The sequence below is a fragment of the Bergeyella cardium genome (assembly GCF_003614945.1).
Taxonomy (GTDB): domain Bacteria; phylum Bacteroidota; class Bacteroidia; order Flavobacteriales; family Weeksellaceae; genus Bergeyella_A; species Bergeyella_A cardium.
The window spans coordinates 1226738-1251716 of record NZ_QYCZ01000001.1 but is presented as its reverse complement, the minus strand read 5'-3'; the positions used below and the strand labels follow the sequence as shown (position 1 = coordinate 1251716).

Genomic DNA, 24979 nt, shown 5'->3' with positions numbered 1-24979 from the left:
ATATGGCAACAATAAATGAAATAGCAATACAATTAAAAACGAATGAGCAACCGATAGTGTTAATTTATGCTTTCAACTCAACAGGAAAAACAAAATTATCAGTTGAATACAAAAATATAACAAAGGATGGTAATAAGCATACGGGCGTTTATTACAATGCTTACAGTGAAGACTTGTTTAGATGGGACAATGATGAAGATAATGATAATGAAAATATGAGGCTTGAAATACTAAAAAGTAGTTTGAATCCGTATTTCAGTTCTATTGTTGAAAATCCTAGTTTACTGGAGGAAAAGTTAGCACCATATCTTCCAAAATACACTTACGAATTTGACAATAATCCGGATCCAGAAGTTGGCATCGATGCAATTCGTTTTTCAAGAGATAATGAGAAAAATATAAAAATCTCTAGAGGGGAAGAGAGAATTTTTATTTGGTGTTTCTTTCTTGCATTATTTGAAACTGACGCTTGGACAGGTGAACAAAATTCCCACTTCTTCATAGATGATCCTGTATCAAGTATGGATGAGCATAACATATTCATTACCGCTGACTCGATAATCAATTTGATTAAAGATAAAATATCTTCAATATCCGAAAAAAGAATTATTATAACAACTCATCATATAGGTCTATTCTCAATATTATCAGACAGGTTGATGAATAGCAGATATAAAAACAGTACCAAACGAATGATTCTAAGTCTCCGCAATAATGAGTTAGAGTTGAGAAACCATGACAAAGATGTATTCCTATATCATTTATATCTAATGCATATTTTGCAAGAGAGTACAGAAAATAATGATATAGAAGGTTACCATATCATTATACTTCGTCAACTTCTGGAAATTATCTCTTCTTTTTTAGGTGCAGGAGGTATAAAAAAGGCTTTGGAAGAGATAGGATATAGAGACAATATCGAGCAAATAAGCCACCAAATAAATTCCTTATCACATAAAGACGCAAGACCTCAGCCTATTATCTTAAACCATAATGATATCGAATTGCTTAAAGAAGTTTTCAATAAGATTCAAGAAAAATATAACTTTATAATTCATTGATCAATGACACAAAAAAAACAACATAAAAAATTAGGCGATACCCTTTGGGCAATTGCCAATGAACTGAGAGGGGCAATGAATGCCGATGATTTTCGCGATTATATGCTCTCATTTCTTTTTATGCGGTATTTATCTTTCAATTACGAAGAAGCAGCCAAAAAAGAGTTAGGCAAAGACTATCCATCCAGTCCTTCTACGGATTCAAGACCCGATTTTGTGGTTCCTCCGGCATTGGAAATTTGGTATAGCCAAAACGAAAAGGATATCAACGCATTTGAAGAACAGATGCGCAAGAAGGTACACTATGTGATAAAACCGAAATATCTTTGGAGTAACATCACTGAATTGTCCCGCACCCAAAATAAGGAGTTGCTTCAAACCTTGCAAGACGGTTTTCGGTATATTGAAAACGAATCGTTTGACCGCACCTTTAAAGGTCTTTTTTCGGAAATTAATCTGAACTCGGAAAAATTGGGCAAGACGCAAGAAGAAAGAAATGATAAGATTTGTAAAATCGTACGGGAAATAGCCGAGGGTATTGCCGACTTCTCGACAGACACCGATACCTTGGGTGATGCTTACGAATATTTAATAGGACAGTTTGCTGCGGGTTCGGGGAAAAAGGCGGGAGAATTCTATACCCCACAGCAAATCTCCACCATCCTTTCCCGTATTGTGATTTTAGATTCTCAATCCCCTGAAACGGGAGACAAACCTAAATTGAATAAAGTGCTGGATTTTGCATGTGGTTCGGGTTCACTGCTGATCAATGTAAGAAACCGATTGATAAAGGCGAAAGGGAGTGTCGGGAAAATTTACGGACAGGAAAAAAATATCACCACCTACAACCTTGCCCGAATGAATATGCTTTTGCATGGTATGAAAGACAGTGAGTTTGAGATATTTCATGGAGATACATTGTTGAACCAGTGGGAAATGCTAAAAGAGATGAATCCGGCAAAAAAAATGGAGTTTGATGCCATTGTAGCCAATCCTCCATTTAGCCTGCGTTGGGACCCCACCGATGCCTTAGCGGAAGATTTCCGCTTTAAAAGTTATGGAATGGCTCCAAAGTCAGCGGCAGATTTTGCATTTTTACTGCACGGCTTGCATTTTTTGTCGCAAGAAGGAACCATGGCCATTATTTTACCTCATGGCGTACTGTTTCGTGGCGGTGCGGAAGAAAAGATTCGCACCAAACTACTGAAAGACAACAATATCGACACTATAATCGGGTTACCTTCCAATTTATTCTATTCCACAGGGATTCCCGTATGTATTTTAGTTTTGAAAAAGTGTAGACGAGCTGATGATGTGCTTTTTATCAATGCCGTCGAATACTTTGAAAAAGGGAAAAGGCAAAATGTACTTTTAGATGAGCATATCGACCGAATTGTCGAGACTTACAAATTTCGTAAAGAGACCGAGCGCTATTCCCGCAAAGTATCCATGGAAGAAATTGAAAGGAATGGCTATAATCTGAATATTTCGAGGTATGTAAACACTGCCGTAGAGGAAGAGCCTGTCGATTTGGGAGAAGTAAATAAAAAACTAATGGAAATAAACGATAAGATAAAAGAATATAGTGATGAACACAATGCTTTTTTGAAAGAGTTGGGGTTACCTATGATATAATCGTTATAAAGAAGCTTACTCAACTCTTCTGTAACAAGTATTAGCAGTAAGAATTGATATCTATTGTCCGTTCATCTTTTTGAAAATCAGACGTACAAAATTTAGGTTATGAATAAACAGATTTTACTTGAGGCGTTGGGAAAATACCAAAGGTGGTTTGTTGAGAACAAAACGCAGGCTATGCTTGAACATAGAGAATGTGAAGAACTTGCAATCCAAGCTCGTAGCTTTACAAGAGAAGTTCTATTGAATATGTCGGAGGAGCAGCTCTATGATTATATCGCTCCTCTCTGGGCAATGGCTATGTGGGGCAATAAACATTATCAGATAGATAATATCATAGAAGCTAATGGAATGGATTTGCTCCGCGAACAGTTTGCCAATTTGATTTATGGTACATCTCCTATTGAAAAGCGGTGGGATGAATTTCGTTCCAAAGTTAAAGGAATTGGACCTGCGATTATGAGCGAATTACTCTGTAAAACCTACCCGGACTCATACCTCCTGTGGAATAAGAAAACCTACAATGGATTCTCTGCGCTTGAAGTTGCTAATTTGCCGAGATTTGAAGCCCGATTGAACGGGCATAAATATTCCAAATTATGTGAAATCGGGAGGCAGATTATCAGCGAGATCAAGTGCTCAGAGAATATGATCGTGACGGATATGCTTACGCTTAATTCCTTTATTTGGCAGGAGTTACAGGAAGAAACAAAAGAATCTGCAGCAACGTCAAAGCAGAAAGACAAGGAGGCATTACCGACTTCTACGAAAGAAGCGACTTTTATACATAATGACATTAGGGACAAAGTTGCAGAAATTGGCAGATGCTTGGGTTTTAGAGCCGAAGTAGAGAAGAAAGTTGCAGATGGAGCGGTTGTGGATGCTGTTTGGGAAGTTACCATTGGTAATATGGGGCGTGTCATCTATGTTTTTGAAGTTCAAACTGCAGGTTCTATTGATAGTCTTATCCTCAATCTGATGAAATCTAAAAACAATAAGGCTGTTCAGGGAATAGTCGCCGTAACAGACCAAAAGCAAATCGAAAGAATAAAAAGGGAGATAGCAGCCTTACCCATAAAGGATGAAGTTCGATTTTGGGATTATGAGGAAGTGTTAAGAATACACGAGTCTCTTCAGTTTGTAAATGAGTCTATCAATAATTTAGGTCTAGTTCCGAAAGGGTTGTGATTATGAATGATTGGATTTATAAATTTTTATCTGTCTTACTTCCTATAATCTGTACGATATTGGGATGGATAATTTACAGAAAAACTGAACGGATAAAAATAATGGAGAATCAGCTGTCAGATAAAAAATACAAGGCTTATGCTGATGTTGTTTCTGTATTCTTTGGTATATTGAAAGATACAAAGAATGATAAACGAGTTGCCAACAAGTCCATAATGGATAAAATGATTGACTCCAAAAAGGATATATTCATGTATGGCTCAGATGCTGTTTTCTATGCTTTTAATTCATTCCTCACTAAATCTTCAAAGGCTCCAAGTAATCAGAAAGAAATAATGGGAGCCTTTTTGTCCTTCATGCTGACAATACGTCAAGATATGTGTGGCAAACAATCTAAGTTATCAGTTAGAGATATCCTAATTAATTTAATACAAGATGAAGCAGAGGTCGACAAATTTATCTCGAATATGAAATGATTCAATAAGCAACATGATCACTAAGAAGGAACTTCTACAAATGCTCTAGGACACTGAAAGCTACAATATTGAGAGAACAGAATCGACTGGCAATATGGATAAGTTTTGTCAGGCGATATGTGCTTTTTCAAATGATATGGCGGGGAGTGGTAAGAATGGTTATCTCATTTTAGAGGATATTTAGCACCCAATGGTATGCGCCTTATTCAAAATGTGTCTGGTATAATTATGACTAAAAACATAATCCGTTAATTTTCAAATAATAACATAACAGATAATGAAAAAGCTTTTCGTGTTTTTTGCTCTAATGGTTATCGCTTCTACATCATATGCCCAAGTCTATAAAATGTATATGACTCAGAACTACCATAATCAACTTCGCTTAAATACGATGACAGGTGAAGTTCAACAAATTCAAGATGATGGCCAGTCTTGGGAAATTTGTAGTGCGAGAGAAGTTTTGGGTGATAAAGAAGAAAGATTTCGTCTTTATGAAACACAGAATATGTGGACATTCATAATGCTTGATACGTATACAGGTAGGAATTGGCAAGTTCAGTTTAGTGTCAAGGGTAAAAATTACATGTTTGCTGCACCAATTAATATATTTTCCCTTGCATATCCTGAGAAATCTTCAAATTGGACTAATAGATTTCAGATGTTTGCCACTCAAAATATGTGGACATTTATATTGTTGGATTCATATGATGGGAGACTGTGGCAAGTTCAATATAGTACACAAGATTTAGACAAGCTATTTTGTATTCCTATCAATAAATACGAATTAGTCGAAAATAACAAAAGGTGTATATTTTCTATTCAGCCACTGACAAGTATGTATCAATACTATCTTATAAACGATAATACAGGTGATATGTGGAAATTTCAATGGAGTACCAAAGGGGATGATTATCGATGGATTGAAAGATTTAGATAAACCTTATTCTTATATGTAGCCATTGTTTATTTGGGAGATTTGTGTTATTGCTATTTCAATTGGGGTAATAGTAGTGGTACGAATACTCCTAAAAGGCAAATCTAATGAATTTACAGAAAATTAAGCCATATATCTTCATGTCGTGAGAAATCAGATTATGAGCAGGCAAGAGAGTGATTATCGGAATTCCTTTATTGCTGAAGCAATGAAAGTCTTGGGCTATGTAAACCGATTCAGCCGTGGTGTCTATCGAGTTCAGAAGGAATTGGAAGAAAATGGTAACGGGCAAGCCTCTTTTGATTTTTCATTGATTACAGCTTTTCGAGTAGTTGAGAACGTCTCTCAAAAGTATTTTGAAGAAGGCTTTGGAGGAGATACATCCAAGAAACATCCAAGAAAAGCCCAAGAAACTACCCAAGAAAGGATTTTAGCAGCTATTCAGGCAAAGCCTGAAATTACTCAAAAGGAGTTGGCTCAATCTATCGGTATTACTCTTGACGGAATTAAATATCATATTAAGAATATGACCAAATTGGGAATCATCAAGCACGAAGGCTCTACAAAGGCTGGAAAGTGGGTAATAATCAAATAGAATATGAAGAATATGTTGTACATAATATTGAGCGGGCTTTTATTGCTTGTATTGGTTGTTGTTCTCATAGGAGTACTTTTTCCGAGAACCAGAATAAAGACACAGCAGTGTGTTTTAGATGCCCCTATTGATGTCGTTTTTGCTATCGTGACCAACAATCAAGATTGGCATTACAGAAGTTCTTTGGATGATTTGGAGATCATCCGTACCCAAGGGGATATTGAAGAATGGGAAGAGACTGCTAATGGTGTAACAATTCGTTTTAAAACACTTGAGAAGATACCACACTCTTTCTACAGCTTTAAGATGGATAGTAAAATGTTCACAGGAGAGTCGCAGGCAACATTCGAACCAGAGGAAGGTGGTAAAACTCTATTTACTGCAACAGAGAAGATCGAATACAAGAATTTAATCTATCGCTTAGTTGGGTATGCTTTTATGGACTTAAACAAGTTTATGACTATATACCAAGAAGAGCTCACAGCTCGAATAGAACTTGAAAAAACAAAGGCAAAATGATATATAAAATAATATGCTCTGAAATAAGAGTAGTATTTTTGCTTTATTTAGGAGATTATTCTCTTTCATTTTTAATATAAATGTCTTCTTTCTTATTGCGAATATATTATATTTTTCATTATCTTTTTAGAATATTAATTATAAGTTATCCTTAATTAGCTTTTATAGCAGTGATATCCCTTAAAGTTTTTCTATATTTGCCTGTATTAAAAAATCTAAAAAAATAAGAATGAATACTTACAAAAACCCTTTGGAGGAGCGATATTCCAGTGAGGAGATGCTCTATAATTTTTCACCGAATAATAAGTTTAGAACTTGGAGAAAACTCTGGATTGCACTTGCAGAGATTGAAAGAGATTTAGGTTTGGATATTTCTGAGGAGCAAATCCGCCAGCTGAAGGAGCAAGCGGAGAGCATTGATTTTGCTAAAGCAGCCGAATATGAAAAGAAATTCCGCCACGATGTAATGGCGCATGTGCATACTTATGGAGATGTGGCGCCGCTTGCAAAGGGCATTATCCATCTGGGGGCAACTTCCGCATTCGTAGGGGATAATACCGACCTTATCCAGATTCGCGACGGGCTTATGATTATCCGCAAGCAGCTCATCAATGTGATGAAGAAATTATCGGATTTTGCCCTAAAATATAAAGACCTCCCAACGCTGGGCTTTACGCATTTTCAGCCTGCGCAGCTCACCACAGTGGGCAAGAGGGCTACGCTTTGGCTACAGTCTCTGATTTTAGATTTTGAGGAATTAGAATTTTTCCTCGAAACACTCAGATTCCGCGGGGTGAAAGGGACTACGGGTACGGCAGCGAGCTTCCTCGAGCTGTTTAATGGAGATTATTCCAAAGTAAAACACTTGGATAGGGAGCTTTCCAAAAGGTTCGGCTTTGAGAAAGTCTTCGGTGTATCGGGGCAAACCTACGATCGCAAGATAGATGCTAAGGTGGTTGCGTTATTGTCAAATATTGCTCAGTCAGCCCACAAATTCACGAATGACCTTCGCCTTCTTCAGAACCTTAAAGAGGTGGAAGAGCCTTTTGAGAAGAACCAAATCGGTTCATCGGCTATGGCATACAAGAGAAATCCGATGCGCTCGGAGAGAATTGGTGCTTTGGCAAAATTCGTAATGTCAGTATCCTCTGGTTCGGCTATGGTAGCCTCCACACAGTGGTTTGAGCGTACGCTAGATGACTCGGCAAACAAGCGACTTACCATTCCGCAGGCGTTCCTTGCCGTAGATGCCATCCTCCTTATCTGGAATAATATAATGAGCGGTCTGGTGGTTTATGAAAACCGAATCCATAAGCATATAATGGAGGAGCTACCGTTTATGGCGACCGAATACATTATAATGGAGGAAGTAAAAGCGGGTGGCGACCGCCAAGAAATCCACGAAACCATTCGCCAGCATTCGATGGAAGCGAGCAAAAAAGTAAAAATCGAAGGTAAAGACAACGACCTTATAGAACGAATAATGAGCGACTCTTCCCTCAAAATGGATAAATCAAAAATCGCTGAAGTCCTCGAACCGAAAAACTTCATTGGTTTTGCTCCAATCCAAACCGAAGAGTTTGTAAATAATGAAGTGCAACCTATACTTGATAAATACAAAGACTTGATAGGCTTAGAAGCAGATTTGAAGGTTTGAGGTTATTTTTAATTATAAAGCCTAATATCAGTAACTTAAAGATAATTGAAAGGCTTTGCCAAATTTGATAGAAAATAGAAGACTTCTACTTTTTTTAGTGGAAGTCTTTATATATTATATAGAAACTTTTTTTGAGAAAGAATTTTTATTAATTACATAAAAAATTATGACGGCATAAAATTGAAAATAAGAAGAAAGGAAACTCTTTTTTTTTGATAGTGAAAATTGAGATTTCTGCAAGAAAAAACTGTATATTTGCGCGCATTTATTTTTTTAATTAAATAGTAAGTATTAAAAAAGATATTATAAATTGTAGTTTAATTAAAAATTTAATAAATACTATTTTTAAGAAAGTAATAAGCTTTAAAATATCCCCTTGTTTAAAGTGAAAAGAAATTATTAAATAACAAAGCTCTCGGAAAAGGGGAGGGAGCGCAAATACTAAATATACTATAAATGGAGAAAAAACTATTTCTAAAAGCTGGTGCAATGGCTTTTTTAGGATTTGGCGTAATGCTAAGTGCACAAGAAAAGTACGATGGAAAGTTAGGATTAAACACTGATACTCCAAAGGCTACAATGGATATTCAGCCTAGTTCTGAGAATGCAAAAGAAACTTCAACAACCAAAGAGGGATTGCTTATCCCAAGATTAAGTAAAAAGAGACTTGCAAATATTGAAAGTCCAGAGAAATCTACCCTTGTGTATGTAAATAACATTACCTATACAGGTACAGATACTAAGGTATCCGAAGTGAAAAGTGAGGGTTTCTACTACTATAATGGTACTAAATGGGTAAGTACAGATAGTAATCTCTGGGCTCAGAGAACAGATAATGGGGTTATCAAAACTTATCTAAAACCAGCAGAAGGTAATAATGATGTAGTGTCTTATGGTTCTAATAGAAAAATTACCTTTAATTTGGGTGGAGTTACGGAAAATGATTTACTATGGCATAGAGGTTCAGGTGTAAAAGGTTATGTAGAAAATACGATTCCTTTTGCCTTTCTTTCAAGCTCAGATACGCTTCCTAAGGAAGGTTTTGGAACCAATAAAGAATATTATTCATTCTTCCAGAATAATGCAATTATAAAGGAAGGTCATGTGAGTAAAGTAAAGCCTAATTCTATTTATCAGCTTTCTGAAAATAGAGTGGTAGCAAAAGATATTACATCTACATTGGGAAGCATATATGGAGCAAACTCAAGTGTAGATTTATTTTCAAACAATAAGGTAGATAATGTAATAGGTGCAGCAGGAGTAGTAACCGTAGGCACACCTGATAGTACTTACAGACCTGCACTTGAAAATGCAATAGGAGGTAGATTTAGTGCAAGAAACTATGCTAGTGGAGTTGAAAGGCTTTATGGTATGAGAGCTATAGTACATAATTTTGGACAGGCTAAAACTATCAGAGGGGTAGCATCAGAAGTTGCAACTCAAACCGTTCCTAGGGGGGGAAGTAATACTCCGCATAATGTAGAGGGTATTATAGGAATTGATAACTATGTTAATATAGCACCTCAAGCAACAGCTAGTTATTCTTATAATCAGAAAAATAATATTACTCTAAATGAAAATTCAACCAGTGAAAGAGTAAGGGGAACTATTCAGTTTATCGCAACAGAGTCAGGTGCTAAAGCTACTACTCTTATTGGGCATCAATCAGTATCAAATATAAAATCGGGCAGTACAATTACAAGCTATGAAGATTATTCTACTTATTCTACTGTAGAAGCAGGAGCTAATATAGATACTTATAAGGCATTTAATTTTTATCCTCAAGCTGTTACAGGAGGGACGATTAAGAAAATGTATGGACTTCATATAGGTAATGTAGAAGCGGGTTCTGAAATTAATAGAGCGATTCATACTGAAAGCGGAGATATTCGTTTTGGCTCATTAAAAAGCACAAGTACAGGCTATCGCCAAGTATATGTAGATAAAGATGGAGTGTTAAAAGCAGGAACTAATGCTAGCCAGACATTAGCTCAACTTTGGGAAAAAGATTCTAATAATGGTAATATAAAATTAGTAGGAAGAGATGATGTGAGTATAGACAATACAGGTAGTCTATTAGCTAGTTCATTTGTAGGTAAAAATGGTGCAAGTATTTTCCCAGACTATGTATTTCAGAAGTATTATACGGGGGATTCTACCATTAAACCAGACTATACTTTTGCAAGTCTTTCTCAAGTAGAGAATTTTGTAAAACAGAATGGGCATTTGCCAGGCTATAAATCTGCTGAGGCTATTAAAAAGCAAGGCTATATAGACCTGATGGATACTCAGCTTAAAAATGTGGAGAAAATAGAAGAACTTTATCTACACACTATTGAGCAAGATAAGAAGCTAAAAGAGAAAGATGCAGAAATCGCTGAACTAAAATCTCGATTGGAGAGATTAGAAAAACTTTTAGTAGAGTAAATATAAAATGCTTATCAATAGCCCTCTTATATCAGTAAGAGGGCTATTTCTTTCTCATCTTATCAAGTATAAGATAATCAGCATTCAAGGTTGAGTAACCACTTCCCTGTAAAATTATCCGAAAGTTCCTTTAAAGCAATCACTATTATGAGAGGTTAAAATCCATATTTATTGTATATTTGTGCAGAAAAATTCAGAATTTCTGGATAAGCAAAGTAAAAATGAAAAAAATCACCTTTCTGCTATTGGTGTTGATACTGGGGTTCTGCAAGGCAAACCCTGTACAAATGTCACTCAATAACTCCCCAAAAGAATATTTAAAAGAGGAAATACAAATCGTATTTTCTAAGGATATTAAGTTGAAATGGGATATCGCAAAGAGCAGATTTGTGAAAGATTCTTACTATGAAAATATCAAAAATAATCGTGAATTAATAAAAAAACTATTCAATAGCATTACTGATACTACCGATTTAAAAATAAAAACCGATACCAAGACCAATACTTTAAAAAAAGGCGATATTGCCTTTTTATATTTGAATGAAACAGGTGAAATTCAACTTTATAAATGTCTAAAAATCCAGTTTGATATCCTTGACAAAAGTAGAATACCCTACGGACTGCTGGATTATTTGGAAACTAACCGAGCAGAAGTAGCCAAAAAGGTAAAGGAATGCCACCAAAATAAGAAAGGATAATGAATATTATACAGAATAACTTCTTAAAAGATTAAAAAGCTAAATAAAAATTAAAAATGAATAAACGAATTTTCGTAGAGAAAAAACCGATTTTTGATGTAGAAAGTCCAAAAGTTTTCAATGAAATAAAAGCCATAGTCCCCCACATAGAAGGCGTAAAGGTCTATAATGTCTATGATGTTTTTGGATTGCCCGAGGTGGATTTTCAGAAGATAGCAGGGAGCACTTTCGCTGACCCTGTTACCGATATTTTACATACGACTAACCCCGCTACGGGGCTTTATTTCGCTACAGAATTTCTGCCTGGGCAGTACGACCAAAGAGCAGACTCCGCGCAGCAGTGTATCTCCCTTCTCACAGGAGTAGAGGGCGTTACCATAAGGAGCGGCAAGCTCATCTCACTTGCGGGCATCAGCAGTGCTGAGCTTTTGAGCATTAAAAATCTCCTCATCAATAAAGTAGAAAGCCGAGAAAAGGAACTCTCTGTTTTGGAAATTCCCACTCAGGAAAAACCTTCCTCTATAGCAGTCTTTGAGGGCTTTACCGAGCTCAGTACGGAGGAGCTACAAGCGTTCTACCATCAGCACGGCTTTGCTTTTGGCTTTGATGATTTGCAGTTTATTCAAAACTATTTTAAAACCGAACAAAGACAGCCCACCGAAACCGAACTTAAGGTTTTGGATACCTATTGGAGTGACCATTGTCGCCATACGACCTTTGAAACCGAGCTTATGGACATCGTTTTTAAAGGAGATTTTAAAGAGACACTTGAGAAGATTTTCGCTGATTATTTAGAAAAGAGGAAATTTCTCGGAAGAGAGGCGAAACCTATCTCACTGATGGATTTGGCGACCGTCTGCGCACGATATTTTCATAAAATGGGAAAGCTACAAAACCTCGTAGTTTCAGACGAAATCAATGCCTGCACCATAGAAATAGAAGCAGAGTACGACGGCAAGAAAGAGCCTTGGTATCTCCTCTTCAAGAATGAAACCCACAATCACCCCACTGAGATAGAGCCTTTCGGTGGGGCATCAACTTGTCTTGGTGGAGCTATCAGAGATCCGCTCTCTGGGCGAGCATTTGTCTACCAAGCAATGCGGCTTACGGGTGCTGCCGATGTTTTAGAGCCTATTTCATCAACCATTGAAGGAAAATTGCCGCAGAGAACCATCACCAAGCAAGCAGCGAATGGCTACTCATCTTACGGAAATCAAATTGGTCTCGCAACCACGATGGTCAGCGAAATCTATAACGAAGGCTATAAGGCGAAGAGAATGGAAGTAGGATTTGTGGTGGGTGCCGTACCAAAATCTTGGGTAAAGCGTGAGCAACCGCAGGCAGGCGATGTGGTCATTCTCCTTGGAGGAGCTACGGGGCGCGATGGCGTAGGCGGTGCCACTGGTTCATCAAAAGAGCAGGATGAAACCTCGATACACAGCCTCTCCACCGAAGTTCAAAAGGGCAATGCCGTAGAAGAAAGAAAAATTCAACGGCTGTTTAGAAATCCTGAGGTAACGACCCTCATCAAGAAGTCTAATGACTTTGGGGCGGGCGGTGTATCGGTTGCCATTGGTGAAATTGCTGACTCATTAGAAATCAATCTTGACATTCTTCCTCTTAAATATGAGGGGCTTAACGGTACCGAGCTTGCCATCTCCGAATCTCAGGAGCGAATGGCTGTGGTGGTAGATGCAAAGGATAGAGATAAGTTCATCCACCTCTGCGAGAGGGAAAATATTAAAGCGGTGGAAGTTGCCAAAGTAACCGATTCTGGTAGGATGCAAATGTTCTGGAAAGGCGATAAAATCGTTGATTTAAGTCGAGATTTTCTCAATTCCAACGGCTACCCTAAAAAACAATCTGTTGAAGTTTCTCATCTTAATAAAGTTTCTCTTCCTACGAAGGAATTTAATAAAGAAAGCCTCTTAAAAATACTTTCTGATAAGAATGTAGCTTCTCAAAAAGGACTATTAGAGATGTTCGACTCCTCAGTGGGCGCTACTACGGTGGCAATGCCCCTCGGAGGGAAGTACCAGCTCACCGGAATGGAGGGAAGCGTACAAACCTTGCCTGTATTAGGAGCTAAAAGCGTGGAAACCGTATCCCTTGCCTCTTGGGGCTTTGATGCCGAGATTTCTACCCAAAATTCTCTCGTGGGAGCAGCAAATGCAGTGGTAGAATCGGTTGCGAAAATCGTAGCAATGGGAGGGAATTACAAGGATATCCGTCTTAGTTTCCAAGAATATTTTGAAAAGCTGGGGCAAGCTCCTGAGAAGTGGGGCAAGCCTTTGGCATCTCTCCTTGGAGCTTATGATGCGCAGATGAATCTTGAGCTTGCAGCCATCGGAGGGAAAGACTCAATGAGCGGGACTTACCAGAACCTAAATGTACCGCCTACGCTGATTTCCTTTGCCTGCGCCAATGGTGAGAAGAAGAATATCATCTCCCCAGAGCTGAAGAAAGCGGGTAATTATATCTATCATTTCCACCACGAAAATGCAGAAAATGGCTTACCAAATTATGCAGACTTAAAGGCGGTATTTGATTTCGTTTATAAGCAAATCAAAGCGGGGAAAATCGTTTCTGTTAAGACCATTAAAGATGGAGGTATGGCAGTTGCACTCTCTAAAATGTGCTTCGGAAACCACCTCGGCGCAGAAGTAAGCCTTGATGAAAACCTCGTCCTCAAAAAGAATATCGGTGGATTACTCATAGAATCCATTGAAGAGCTGGAAAGCAATTCGCTACTCACACTTATCGGAAAAGTAAGTGAAAATCCAGAGCTCATCATTAATGCCCAAAGCTTCTCATTGGAAGAATTGAAAAAGGCGTACACTTCTACTTTTGAAGGCTTGTTCCCAACCGTAGAGCCTGAGAAAATTGAGATTAATATTGACAAAAAACTCAATTCTATCAACGAGAAAAATATCATCATTAAAAAGCATAATATCGCGAAACCGAGGGTTTTTGCTCCTGTTTTCCCAGGTACCAATTGTGAATACGAAACCCAAAATGCCTTCCGAAAAGAGGGTGCAGAAGTTTCGTCTTTACCATTATTAAACCTCAATCATCAGCTTTTGGAAGAGAGTATAGCGGCTTGGGTGAGGGAAATTAATAATGCTCAAATCCTTGTATTTTCAGGGGGATTCTCTGCGGGGGATGAGCCTGACGGCTCCGCAAAATTCATTGTAAATGTTCTTAAAAACGACAAGATGAAGCAGGCTGTGCATCAGCTTTTGGAGAGAGACGGGATGATATTGGGGATTTGCAATGGCTTTCAAGCGCTTGTAAAATCAGGTTTATTGCCTTATGGAGAGATTAGAGACTTGGATGAGCACTCGCCTACGCTTGCACACAACGCTATCGGCAGGCATATCTCCCAAATGGTAAATATACAGGTGGTTAATGACGATTCTCCTTGGCTTAAAGGGATGAAAGGGCAGACTTACACCATTCCGATTTCCCACGGTGAAGGTCGTTTTATGGCAAGTACGGAAGTTTTGGAGGAATTGTACAAAAATGGTCAAATCGCTACCCAATACATCGACTTTGAAGGCAATATAGCTCACGGAATGCCATATAATCCTAATAATTCAGCCTTTGGAATAGAAGGAATTACCAGCCAGAGCGGTAAAATTTTCGGTAGAATGGGGCATCCAGAGCGTTTTGCGGAAGGATTGCTCAAAAATATCCCTACCGCAAACTATCACAATATCTTCAAAAACGGTGTGGAGTATTTTCAGTAGCACATTGTTTTAATTTATCATTTCAGGTTTCTCTTTTTTCTAAGGGAAACCTGATTTTTGTTAAAGTTTAGTTAAAATACACAAAATTTATTTCTTCTTGCACGGTATTTGTTTCAATGGAGAAAACGGACAAATAAATAATTCTTCATAATACTTTATTTTTATTAAACCTGCATTTCTATAATGCAGGTTTTATTTATTTTTGCTTATGATTAATTTCCTAAAAAAGAAGCTCGCTCTCATTTTTGCCAAAAGAGAAGTTGCAAAATCCGAGCACTTTAAGCATAATGCTGCATCTGATCAGCAAAAACTCCTGCTCTCACTCGTAAGAAACGCCGAGAAAACCCTCTTTGGCAGAGCCTATGGCTTTAGTGAGATTCATTCTGTGGAAGATTTCCAAAATCGAGTGCCTATAACCGATTACGAAGCCCTTTCACCCTTTATAAAAAAGCTAAAACACGGCGACAGAAACATTCTCTGGACAGATGTACCTGAATATTTCGCAAAAACTTCGGGAACTACCTCTGGCTCAAAGTATATCCCCATCTCCAAAGAAGGAATTAACGACCAAATAAACGCTGCAAGGCTCGCCCTACTCCATTATATCGCGCAGAAAGGCGATGCAAACTTCATCACGGGCAAAATGATCTTTTTGCAAGGAAGTCCGCAGCTGAGCGAAGTCGGTGGCATCAAAACAGGAAGGCTTTCGGGCATCGTGGCGCACCATATTCCCAAATACTTACAAAAAAATAGGCTCCCAAAATACGAAACCAACTGCATAGAAGACTGGGAGACCAAAGTAGATCAAATTGTGAAGGAGACCGAAACCGAAAATATGACCCTCATTTCGGGTATACCCCCTTGGCTTATAATGTATTTTGAGAAACTTATCGCAAAGAACGGAAAGAAAATAAAAGAACTTTTCCCCAACCTACAAATCATCGTTACAGGAGGCGTAAATTACAAGCCTTATCGCGAAAAAATGGAGGAGCTCCTCGGTGGAAAGGTCGATATTATCCAAACTTTCCCCGCTTCTGAAGGTTTCTTCGCATTTCAAGATGATTATACGAAGGACGGACTGCTCCTGCTCACCAATCACGGGATTTTTTACGAGTTTATTGCCCTTGAAGACTACGGAAACCCCGATGCTAAGCGCCTCACAATCGAAGAAATAGAGCTTGATAAAGATTATGCACTTATCATCTCCACCAATTCGGGTCTATGGGCGTATTCCATTGGAGATGTGGTGCGTTTTATCTCAAAAGAGCCGTATAAAATCCTTGTTTCTGGGCGCACAAAGCATTATACTTCGGCTTTTGGGGAGCATATCATCGCTTTTGAGGCAGAGGAGGCGCTGAAAGCCACTGTAATGGCATTCCCTGCGCAAATTACTGAGTTTCATCTGGCTCCGCAGGTCAATCCTGCGAGTAGCCTTCCGTATCACGAGTGGTTCATTGAGTTTGAAAAGGAACCTGAGAGCTTAGATGCGTTTAAGGCTCAGCTCGATAGGGAGATGCGCAAGCGAAATCCTTATTATGATGACTTAATTTCAGGAAGCGTGCTCCAACCGCTGGTAATTACCCGACTGAAAAAGAATGCTTTTAATGATTATGCAAAGGCAGAGGGCAAATTGGGCGGTCAGAACAAAATCCCACGACTTGCGAATGATAGAAAGATAGCCGATAAGCTTTCCAGTTATGTATTGAAATAACAAAGGTGTGAATTATTTTCACACCTTTCCTTTGTTATAACATTACCGCTGCAGCTTCTCTCCATAAGAAAGGTCTCCCGCATCTCCCAGTCCTGGGGTGATGTATCCTTTCGGTGTGAGGTTTTCGTCTAATGCACCTACCCAGATGTGGGCTTCGGGATAGGCTTTTTGTACGGTTTCAACGCCTATTTTTGATGCAATTGCCGCTACGATGTGGATTTGAGACGGTTTGCCGTTTGTCAGCAGGTCTTTCAATGCTTCTATAAGACTGGCACCTGTTGCGAGCATTGGATCGGCTACGATGAGTGGTCGCCCTTCTATATTTGGACAGGTGAGGTAGTCTTGTTTTATGGAGAAGTAGTCGTTGGCATCGTGTTTTCGGTAAGCGGCTACGAAACCACAGTCTGCCTTATCAAAGTAGTTTAGCACGCCTTGGAAGAGTGGTACACCAGCACGCAAAATTGTGGTAATAACGGGCTGTACAGCGATTTCTCTCACTTTTATTTTGTCGAGAGGAGTTGTGATTTCTATTTCCTTTTGCTCAAGGTGTTTGCTTATTTCAAAAGCTGCAATTTCACCTATTCTTTCGAGGTTTCTGCGGAATTTCATTCGGTCTTGTTGCACCTCTACATTTCGGAGTTCATTAATCCAGGAGTTTACTAATGAGAAATTTTCGGATAAAATAGTGGTCATATATTAATTTTTAGCAAATGTATGAAACTTACAGACAAAGACAGGAATTGATTAATAAAAAGGGGAGCAATCTCCCCCTTATTTTTGTCTGAAATATACTTCTATCGGTACGCCAGTGAAGCCAAATTCTTTCCGGAGCTGGTTTTCCGTAAAGCGTTTGTAAGGCTCTTTTATGTACTGCGGAAGGTTGCAGAAGAACACAAACTGTGGCGATGGAGTAGGCAGCTGTACGCAATACTTTATCTTGATGTATTTCCCTTTTATGGCTGGTGGAGGGGTGTTTTCAAAGATAGGGAGCATTATTTCGTTGAGCTTTGAAGTTTTTATTTTCTTCTTTCGGTTTTCATAGACTTCCATTGCGGTATCTACGGCTTTCAGAATTCTTTGCTTGGTAAGTGCAGAGATGAAGAGGATAGGTACATCGGAGAACTGACCGATTTTATGCCTTATACCAGCCTCGAATTCCTTCATCGTATTTGCTTTTTTGTCTTCTACCAAATCCCATTTATTGACGAGGATTACAATGCCTTTTCGGTTGCGCTGTGCAATGCTGAAAATATTCATATCCTGAGATTCCCACCCGAGAGAAGCATCTACCATAATGATGACTACATCCGAGTTTTCTATGGCACGCACGGAGCGCATTACGGAGTAGAATTCCAAATCTTCGGATACTCGGTTTTTCTTTCGCATCCCCGCTGTATCTACCAGCACAAACTCGTGCCCGAATTTGTTGTACAGGCTTTGGATGCTGTCGCGAGTAGTCCCCGCAATATGGGTTACGATATTCCTCTCATTATCGAGTAAGGCATTGGTAAGGGTAGATTTCCCTACATTCGGTCGCCCCGCAATGGTTATTTTCGGCAGCCCTTCAAAGGGGTCTTTGTATTCCTTAGTGGGGAAGTCCTTTATAATATCATCGAGGAGGTCGCCAGTACCAGAACCCGTAGCGGAGGAGATGGTATAGTAGCCGTCTATCCCTAATTGATAAAACTCGGTAGCGGGGAGCTCTTCCTTGCTCGAGTCTACTTTATTTACTACGATATAGACTTTCTTGTTTGCTTTTCTCAGGAGGTGATATATCTCGTGGTCGGTATCCGTGAGCCCTTCCTCTACATTGAGCATAAAGATAACGGAGGTTGCCTCATCTATGGCGAGCTGCACTTGTTTGCGGATTTCCTCTTCGAAGATATCATCCGAGCCTACATCATAGCCGCCAGTATCTATCACGGTAAATTCTACTCCACACCATTCGGATTTCCCATAGTGCCTGTCGCGAGTAACGCCCGCTGTGGAATCTACAATGGCTTCCCGTCTCTCGAGAAGCCTGTTAAAAAGAGTTGACTTACCTACATTCGGTCGGCCAACGATTGCAACGATATTAGACATAAAAATTTTGTTTAATGTGCCAGAGAAGAACCCTCCTCTCTATGGCGATTAATGAGTTACTCGGTCTCTCCGAGCCCAAAAATTTTCGCAAAGATAGTGTTTAATATTTAGCCGAGCTGGATGCCCTCCAATGACTGGAAACCATTGAGAAAATCCTTTATGCTCATCCTTTTCTTCCCCTCGAGCTGCACTTCCTCTGGGCTATAAATGCCGTCCTGAGTAAAAATCCTGAGCTCGCTTTTGCTCAGCTCTATTTTTCCTGCCTCGCGCTTGTGAGGGAGGAGCTCATACTTCCCAGAGAATATTTTAAGCCCCTTGCTCTCGCCATTTATAGAAAGCGTCGTAAAGGCGCAAGGGTAGGGAGACATCCCTCGTATAAAGTTGTGAACCGCTTGAGAGGGCTGCTGCCAGCAGATTCTCGTATCTTCCTTAAATATCTTGAAGGCATTTTTCGGATGCTCCACCTGCGGCTGAGGTCGCTCAGTGATGCACCCCTCAGAGAGCCTATCAAGGGTTTCTACTACCAGCTTGCTCCCGATTTCCATCAGCCTGTCGTGCAAGCTCCCCGCATTTTCATCGTCCCCAATCGCTGTTTTTGCTTGGAGCAATAGATTCCCCTCGTCTATCTTCTCGTTGATGAAAAAAGTCGTTACCCCCGTCTCACTTTCCCCATTGATAATGGCATAATTAATAGGTGCCGCACCCCTGTAATCCGGCAATAATGACGCGTGGAGGTTAAAAGTACCGAGCTTTGGCATCTCCCAGAGGATTTTAGGCATCATTCGGAAGGCTACCACCACAAAAATATCGGCATTCAGCGCTCTGATACTCTCCAAAAACTCATTGTCTCTAAGTTTTTCGGGCTGAAATAGGGGCAGATGATGCTCCACCGCAAATCTCTTTACTGGGGATTGGTTCACTTTCTGTCCGCGTCCGCTTGCCTTATCTGCTACCGTTACCACGCCCACTACTTCGTGTGCCGACTGGTGTATTGCCCTCAGCGATTCCGCTGCAAAGTCTGGCGTTCCAAAAAATACAACTCTCAATGCACTCATTCTAATAAAATTTTCAGGTGCAAAGATAATAAAAGCTGCAAGCAATAAAGTAGGCTTTAAGTGATGGGTGATTTATTATGCTACAGGCATATGGTGCGAGGTATCTAAAAAGTAAAAATGGATAGATAAAAGAAAAAATCCCTCTGCTGAGAGAGGGATTTTTAGGCTAAAAGCCATTAGCCAGAGGCCATCAGCTCATTATTGTTTGATGATTTTTGCTGTGAGGCTCTCGGATGGGGTGTTTATTTTGAGGAAATAAACCCCTTTTGGAAGGGAGGATACATCGCCTTGGTTGCCGAGAATGGTTTTGACTAATTGCCCCGTAGAGGAGTAGATTTCGATGGATTTTAGTCCGTCTACGCCTTGTATCCAGAGGGTGTCTTTTACCGGGTTGGAGATTTTGAGGCTGCCTTTGGTCTTCACTTCATCGGACGCCATATAGTCGGAGCAATCGGCGCGGTAGTTTGGTTTTAGGTCTACCCATCTTATCTTCCAGTTTTTGTATGGCAGCTCGTTTTTCATTGCCGCATCGGGGTTGTCTACGGCTACGCATTTTACGAGGTTCTTGCTGTCGTGATAGATGCTTATTGCATCTTCATAGGTCTCGGCATTGATATTATTCCCGTTTTTGAGATTCACTACCGAGAGGGAAGTGTAGGCCGCGATAAATGCTTTGAGCTTGCTGAAAGAGCTGAGGTCTAAATAGCCTGCGAGCTTGAAGTCCTGATTGACATAGAGGCGCTCCAGAGCGGGGAGGTTGCTTATGCTGAGGCTTTCGAGGTATGGGCATTTGTTGATGAACAGCCATTTGAGGTATTTGAGGTTCTCAAAGAAAGCTTCCTTGAAATGATTGCCCCTTAGGTGGAGCTCCTGTATTTTTGGGAACTCCATTGGATGAACGCTGATTTGGGTGAGCCTGTCCTCGTTGAGCGATAGCTCCAAGAGCTCTGGCAAGCCATTGAATGTAGCTTCTGTAAGCGTTGCATTATAGTCTATCTGCAGTATTTCCAATTTTGGAAAGTTATTGATGGCTACTTTGGTGAGCTTATTTTTTCTCAGGTGGAGGATTTTCAGATGGGGGAGGTCTCCGAAAGCGAGCTCTCCCGTGAGGTTATTGGCAGGCAAATGCACTTTGGTAATGTGCTTTTTGCCCTCTATCTCTTCTACTGTGATGCCGTGCCAGGTCTCTACGGGCTCGTTAGTAGCCCAGTTGGTATGGTCTGCCCAATCATTGCCATTGGTTTGGTTGTAGAAGCTGATGAGTATGTTTCTTTCATTTTCGGGGACATCTTGCGCGCTTAGCGATAGACAGAAAACGAGGCTGAGGATAAAAAATAACTTGTTCATAGCTTATTCTTTGATGATTTTAGAAGTTAATACACCTTTATCTGTAAATATTTTGATGAAGTAAAGCCCTTTGGTGAGGGAGGATACATCAGCTCTATTGCCAGAGAGGGTTTTTACCAGCTGGCCGTTGGCAGCGTAGATTTCTATGGTTTTTAGTCCATCTACACCTTGTACCCAGAGGGTTTCTTTTACTGGGCTCACAACCTTGAAGCTGTTCTTTTGTATGCCTACTTCATCTGCGCTGAGGGCATTTGTACAATCATCTTGGAAGCCGTTTTCTCGGGTGTATCCAGTAGCCCAGATTATATCCCAGTTTTTGGATTTGTAAGGATTATTTCTCGGCGTGGAAGGGTTTCTTGCAGCTTTGGGGTCATCTACGGCGATACATTTTACCTTATCACTGATGAGTACGCTGTTTTTGCTCGCCATCCATTTATTATTCCCATTTTTCAGGTTTACTGCTTCCACCTTCGTATGCAAAGCGTGGAAGATTTTCAGCTTTGCAGATTTGCCGAGGTCTATATAACCTTTGAGCTCATTAGACTTGCTTGCGTAGAAGTTAATGAGCTCAGGATGCTCGCCAGTTTCTAATGTTGTAAGCTTTAGATTCTCCTGTATGTCTAAAAATTTTAGTTGGGAAAGACCTCTAATATTAAGTGTAGTGAATGTATTTTTTGCTAAATATAAATGGGTAAGCGTAGTGAAAGGGCTGAGGTCAATAGCGCTGATCTGGTTGCCATGCAGGCTTAAGGTTTCCAAAGCCCCGAGGCTGCTCAGCGATACATTGTTTAATTTACAAGAGTACGCCTGTATGTTTTTTAGCTTAGGGAGGTTATTGAGAGAAAGCGTAGCCAGATTAGCGTTGCTGTATACATTAATCTGCTCCAATAGCTCGAAGTTTTCAAGGTGTAATTCTTCCAAATTATTGTCGTCTATCATCAGGTAAGACAGCTTTTCCAATGTTTTATCCAAGCTAATCCCAGATATTTGGTTAGATGAGAGGAAGATTTTCTTCAGTTCTGGGAGGTTGGCAAGGCTAAAGACTCCTGTAAGCTGATTTGAGGTCAGGTTAATGGTTTCTATATGTTTTTCTCCTTTCTCATTTGTTATCACACTGATGCCTTCCCATTCTTCCACTGGGGATACGGAGTTCCATTTTTCTTTTTTTGGCCATTTCTCTCCGTTGTTTTCGTTATAGATTCTCTCTAATTCTGCTCTTTCAGATGCAGGTACATCGCCTCCTTGAGAGAAATACAAAGACGATAATAATATACTGAATAATAAAAATACTTTGTTCATAATAAGTCGTTTTACCAATGGTAATATATGCGCTTTGCTTACCATTGAAGTTAATGATAAATTTAAATGATATAATAATATAATGAAGTCTGTGGCTGAGAAGAATTTCAGCCAGCATTAAATAGAAAAAGCCTAAACCTCAGGAGGAGGGTAGGGGATATCATAAAATAGAGAAGTGATAGAATTGTGTTCTTGAGTGTCTGCAATCTTTTTATCTCCCAGAGGGATTTCCCTTTGTATGGATAATGAAATATATTCTGGGGAGATGATATTAAATTCTGGAAATGAAATGGTGGAATTGGTACTTAGCTCCTTGTTTTTTGAATTTTTCCTCAGCTCACATTTCCCGTGGCAGTCAGACTTTGGTGTTTTCTTGTTGATACAATGAGTCTCGTAGAAGTTCTTGTTGCAATGGTAATCTACCATAAGAAAACCACTTGGAGTACTCACAAGCAGTATGATGATAGAGAAAGTAAATGTGACCAATGTTTTCACCCTGCAAGTATAATAAGAAATGAAGTGGGAGCTAATGATAAAAATCACCTTTATAGAATGACTGAATAAAATAGATGATGTCTAAATTACCTTAAAAAAAGAAAAGAGAGAGGCTGCTTTCTCTCTCATTCTTTTATGCTTCTGGCAGGTCTTCATCTACGCCATTATCTTTTATGTTGGATTTTTTTAATTGGTTAGCTATCAATTCCTGATATTCCATTCTGTTTTTATAAATCTTTATTGCGGTAAATATGGCTTCCATAAAGCTGTGTTCATCAGCTTTGTTTTGCCCTGCGATGTCGTATGCCGTGCCGTGGTCGGGCGAGGTGCGTACAAATGGAAGTCCAGCTGTATAGTTCACTCCTTCCTCATAGGCGAGGGTTTTGAAAGGTGCCAGTCCTTGATCGTGATACATTGCGAGTACGGCATCAAATTTTTGATATTTCTCTGGCTGGAAGAAACTGTCGGCAGGGAAAGCTCCAAAGGCGAGAATTCCCTCATTCCAAAGCTGTTTTATAGCAGGGTTAATGATGTCTATCTCCTCTTTGCCTATTGCTCCACCATCGCCAGCATGTGGGTTTAGCCCCAGTATGGCGATTTTAGGTTTCTGAATGCAGAAATCTTCTATCATTGTTTTGTTGAGAAGTCTTACCTGCTCTACAATTTTCTCTTTGGAGATGTTTTGTGCTACTTCCGTAATGGGGATATGGTGGGTAGATACGGCTACTTTTAGTGAGTCGGTTACCAAGAACATCAGTCCTTTTGCTCCGAGTTTTTCTTCGAGGAATCCCGTATGCCCCGCGTGCTTGAAGCCGTATTTTATCATTTCATCTTTATTAATTGGTGCGGTTACCAGTACATCTATTTCACCTTGTTTCAATGCTTCCGTAGCTGCTTCGAGGGAGTCTATTGCCATCTTTGTGGATTCCTCCGTAGGAGTACCCAGCTGTACGCTTACCTCATCTTTCCATAGGTTGACCATATTGAGCTTCCCGTCTTGTGCCTGATTGGCTTTTAAGATGTAATTGAAATTAATATTAATCTTAAAGATATTTTTTTGAGAGGTAAAGAGCTTCCCAGAACCGAAAATAACAGGAGTGAAAAATTCTGTAATACTTTTATCTTTTAGGCATTTCATTATCACTTCTGGACCTATGCCATTAAAGTCGCCAATAGAAATTCCTACTCTTATTTTTTGTGTTTTAGACATTTTTGATATCGTTAAATTTAAAAATAAAACCGCACAAAGATAGGGAATTTTGCAGTAGGCTCTAAGCTGTAGGTGCTTTGGAATACTAATCTCTAATCATTACGCCTGTTAAGGTGCTCTTCATACTAATAAGTATTCCTACGCGAGTGGATACTGCCAATAGCCAAGTAGGTTTTGTTATATTTGTAATCTCAAAATTGAGAAAGAGAGTATAGAGACCGCTCTCGGTAGATTAATTTAATGCTAAAAATATGTTTACAGGAATTATAGAAGCGATGGGAAGGGTAGAGCAGATAGAGAAAAAAGGTACGAATATCAACTTTGTGCTCAGTAGCCCTTTTACGAGTGAATTGAAAATAGACCAAAGCGTGGCACATAATGGCTGCTGCCTCACCATAGTAGATATCGCAGGCGATAGATATACCGTAAATGCCATAGATGAAACCCTTGAGAAAACCAATCTTGGAAGCTGGCAGGTAGGGAGCCTCATCAATCTAGAAAGGTGTATGCAGATGGGAGGCAGGCTAGACGGGCATATCGTGCAGGGGCATATAGACCGCACAGGAGTAGTGGCAGGGATAGAGAATAAAGACGGCAGCTATTTCGTTAGCATCAGCTATGATGAGAGTAGGGAATACACCACCGTAGCCCAAGGTTCTATTACTGTGAATGGCGTTAGCCTCACCGTAGCGCAGAGTGGGAGCCATTCTTTCTCGGTAGCGCTTATCCCTTACACTTGGGAGCATACCAATCTTCATCTTTTGAAAATCGGTGATAGCGTCAATTTGGAGTTTGACATCATCGGGAAGTATGTCGCTAAACTAATCAATAAATAACC

20 protein-coding genes are annotated in these 24979 nt (G+C 39.6%); 13 read left to right on the top strand and 7 right to left on the bottom strand.

Going from position 1 to position 24979, the window contains the following annotated elements; all coding sequences use genetic code 11:
- The first annotated feature begins 2 nt into the window (after positions 1-2).
- The 12 genes from D8991_RS05700 (at position 3) to D8991_RS05645 (ending at position 16653) form a co-directional block, all read left to right on the top strand.
- Complete coding sequence (locus D8991_RS05700; protein ID WP_120489196.1) at positions 3-1061, top strand: AAA family ATPase; 1059 nt, start codon at positions 3-5, stop codon at positions 1059-1061.
- Positions 1062-1064: 3 nt separating this feature from the next.
- Positions 1065-2696 carry a type I restriction-modification system subunit M gene (locus D8991_RS05695; protein WP_120489195.1) on the top strand — a complete coding sequence of 544 codons (1632 nt, stop codon included), beginning with the start codon at positions 1065-1067 and terminating at the stop codon, positions 2694-2696.
- Between the two features lie 180 nt (positions 2697-2876).
- Positions 2877-3887, top strand: coding sequence for a hypothetical protein (locus D8991_RS05690; RefSeq protein WP_221407568.1), 1011 nt, complete (start codon positions 2877-2879; stop codon positions 3885-3887).
- A 101-nt stretch (positions 3888-3988) separates the two neighbouring features.
- Positions 3989-4363 (top strand): hypothetical protein, encoded by a 375-nt coding sequence (locus D8991_RS05685; RefSeq protein WP_120489714.1) that lies wholly within the window; start codon positions 3989-3991, stop codon positions 4361-4363.
- Positions 4364-4640: 277 nt separating this feature from the next.
- Positions 4641-5300: a hypothetical protein gene (locus D8991_RS05680; RefSeq protein ID WP_120489193.1), complete on the top strand. Its 660-nt coding sequence runs from the start codon at positions 4641-4643 to the stop codon at positions 5298-5300.
- A gap of 157 nt (positions 5301-5457) precedes the next feature.
- On the top strand, positions 5458-5892 hold the full coding sequence (locus D8991_RS05675; protein ID WP_120489713.1) for a winged helix-turn-helix transcriptional regulator: 435 nt from the start codon (positions 5458-5460) through the stop codon (positions 5890-5892).
- A 3-nt stretch (positions 5893-5895) separates the two neighbouring features.
- Positions 5896-6411, top strand: a complete 516-nt coding sequence (locus D8991_RS05670; RefSeq protein WP_185123860.1) for an SRPBCC family protein — start codon at positions 5896-5898, stop codon at positions 6409-6411.
- A gap of 229 nt (positions 6412-6640) precedes the next feature.
- Positions 6641-8068, top strand: a complete 1428-nt coding sequence (gene purB / locus D8991_RS05665) for an adenylosuccinate lyase (protein WP_120489192.1) — start codon at positions 6641-6643, stop codon at positions 8066-8068.
- 456 nt (positions 8069-8524) lie between these two features.
- A complete protein-coding gene (locus D8991_RS05660; protein ID WP_160224494.1) occupies positions 8525-10495 on the top strand; it encodes a DUF4200 domain-containing protein in 1971 nt (656 codons plus the stop codon).
- A gap of 287 nt (positions 10496-10782) precedes the next feature.
- The gene (locus D8991_RS05655) at positions 10783-11193 is read left to right on the top strand and encodes a hypothetical protein (protein ID WP_160224495.1); all 411 of its coding nucleotides are present in this window, start codon (positions 10783-10785) and stop codon (positions 11191-11193) included.
- A gap of 56 nt (positions 11194-11249) precedes the next feature.
- On the top strand, positions 11250-14942 hold the full coding sequence (locus D8991_RS05650; RefSeq protein WP_120489189.1) for a phosphoribosylformylglycinamidine synthase: 3693 nt from the start codon (positions 11250-11252) through the stop codon (positions 14940-14942).
- A gap of 208 nt (positions 14943-15150) precedes the next feature.
- A complete protein-coding gene (locus tag D8991_RS05645) occupies positions 15151-16653 on the top strand; it encodes a GH3 auxin-responsive promoter family protein (protein WP_120489188.1) in 1503 nt (500 codons plus the stop codon).
- A 42-nt stretch (positions 16654-16695) separates the two neighbouring features.
- Here D8991_RS05645 and upp read toward each other — a convergent pair whose 3' ends face one another.
- The 7 genes from upp to pdxA form a co-directional block, all read right to left on the bottom strand.
- Positions 16696-17346, bottom strand: coding sequence for a uracil phosphoribosyltransferase (gene upp / locus D8991_RS05640; RefSeq protein ID WP_120489187.1), 651 nt, complete (start codon positions 17344-17346; stop codon positions 16696-16698).
- Between the two features lie 78 nt (positions 17347-17424).
- On the bottom strand, positions 17425-18735 hold the full coding sequence (gene der, locus D8991_RS05635) for a ribosome biogenesis GTPase Der (protein ID WP_120489186.1): 1311 nt from the start codon (positions 18733-18735) through the stop codon (positions 17425-17427).
- A 107-nt stretch (positions 18736-18842) separates the two neighbouring features.
- Positions 18843-19790: a methionyl-tRNA formyltransferase gene (fmt, locus tag D8991_RS05630; protein ID WP_120489185.1), complete on the bottom strand. Its 948-nt coding sequence runs from the start codon at positions 19788-19790 to the stop codon at positions 18843-18845.
- 198 nt (positions 19791-19988) lie between these two features.
- Entirely contained in the window at positions 19989-21137 is a 1149-nt protein-coding gene (locus tag D8991_RS05625) for a T9SS type A sorting domain-containing protein (protein WP_120489184.1), read from the bottom strand.
- A gap of 3 nt (positions 21138-21140) precedes the next feature.
- Positions 21141-22436, bottom strand: coding sequence for a T9SS type A sorting domain-containing protein (locus D8991_RS05620; protein WP_162926735.1), 1296 nt, complete (start codon positions 22434-22436; stop codon positions 21141-21143).
- 132 nt (positions 22437-22568) lie between these two features.
- Entirely contained in the window at positions 22569-22931 is a 363-nt protein-coding gene (locus D8991_RS05615) for a hypothetical protein (RefSeq protein WP_162926734.1), read from the bottom strand.
- A gap of 133 nt (positions 22932-23064) precedes the next feature.
- Positions 23065-24141: a 4-hydroxythreonine-4-phosphate dehydrogenase PdxA gene (gene pdxA / locus D8991_RS05610; RefSeq protein ID WP_120489181.1), complete on the bottom strand. Its 1077-nt coding sequence runs from the start codon at positions 24139-24141 to the stop codon at positions 23065-23067.
- A 251-nt stretch (positions 24142-24392) separates the two neighbouring features.
- On the opposite strand from pdxA, the gene D8991_RS05605 reads away from it, so the two are divergent.
- Entirely contained in the window at positions 24393-24977 is a 585-nt protein-coding gene (locus tag D8991_RS05605; RefSeq protein WP_120489180.1) for a riboflavin synthase, read from the top strand.
- The last annotated feature ends 2 nt before the right edge of the window (positions 24978-24979 follow it).

Excerpts from the sequence above, each read along its gene's own strand:
- D8991_RS05670 (WP_185123860.1), top strand. The coding sequence starts at position 5,896 with ATGAAGAATATGTTGTACATAATATTGAGCGGGCTTTTATTGCTTGTA.
- D8991_RS05645 (WP_120489188.1), top strand. The coding sequence starts at position 15,151 with ATGATTAATTTCCTAAAAAAGAAGCTCGCTCTCATTTTTGCCAAAAGA.
- D8991_RS05700 (WP_120489196.1), top strand. The coding sequence starts at position 3 with ATGGCAACAATAAATGAAATAGCAATACAATTAAAAACGAATGAGCAA.
- D8991_RS05605 (WP_120489180.1), top strand. The coding sequence starts at position 24,393 with ATGTTTACAGGAATTATAGAAGCGATGGGAAGGGTAGAGCAGATAGAG.
- D8991_RS05690 (WP_221407568.1), top strand. The coding sequence starts at position 2,877 with ATGCTTGAACATAGAGAATGTGAAGAACTTGCAATCCAAGCTCGTAGC.
- D8991_RS05695 (WP_120489195.1), top strand. The coding sequence starts at position 1,065 with ATGACACAAAAAAAACAACATAAAAAATTAGGCGATACCCTTTGGGCA.
- D8991_RS05620 (WP_162926735.1), bottom strand. The coding sequence starts at position 22,436 with ATGAACAAAGTATTTTTATTATTCAGTATATTATTATCGTCTTTGTAT.
- D8991_RS05625 (WP_120489184.1), bottom strand. The coding sequence starts at position 21,137 with ATGAACAAGTTATTTTTTATCCTCAGCCTCGTTTTCTGTCTATCGCTA.
- purB (WP_120489192.1), top strand. The coding sequence starts at position 6,641 with ATGAATACTTACAAAAACCCTTTGGAGGAGCGATATTCCAGTGAGGAG.
- der (WP_120489186.1), bottom strand. The coding sequence starts at position 18,735 with ATGTCTAATATCGTTGCAATCGTTGGCCGACCGAATGTAGGTAAGTCA.
- fmt (WP_120489185.1), bottom strand. The coding sequence starts at position 19,790 with ATGAGTGCATTGAGAGTTGTATTTTTTGGAACGCCAGACTTTGCAGCG.
- D8991_RS05680 (WP_120489193.1), top strand. The coding sequence starts at position 4,641 with ATGAAAAAGCTTTTCGTGTTTTTTGCTCTAATGGTTATCGCTTCTACA.
- D8991_RS05685 (WP_120489714.1), top strand. The coding sequence starts at position 3,989 with ATGGAGAATCAGCTGTCAGATAAAAAATACAAGGCTTATGCTGATGTT.
- upp (WP_120489187.1), bottom strand. The coding sequence starts at position 17,346 with ATGACCACTATTTTATCCGAAAATTTCTCATTAGTAAACTCCTGGATT.
- D8991_RS05675 (WP_120489713.1), top strand. The coding sequence starts at position 5,458 with ATGAGCAGGCAAGAGAGTGATTATCGGAATTCCTTTATTGCTGAAGCA.
- D8991_RS05655 (WP_160224495.1), top strand. The coding sequence starts at position 10,783 with ATGTCACTCAATAACTCCCCAAAAGAATATTTAAAAGAGGAAATACAA.
- D8991_RS05650 (WP_120489189.1), top strand. The coding sequence starts at position 11,250 with ATGAATAAACGAATTTTCGTAGAGAAAAAACCGATTTTTGATGTAGAA.
- D8991_RS05660 (WP_160224494.1), top strand. The coding sequence starts at position 8,525 with ATGGAGAAAAAACTATTTCTAAAAGCTGGTGCAATGGCTTTTTTAGGA.
- pdxA (WP_120489181.1), bottom strand. The coding sequence starts at position 24,141 with ATGTCTAAAACACAAAAAATAAGAGTAGGAATTTCTATTGGCGACTTT.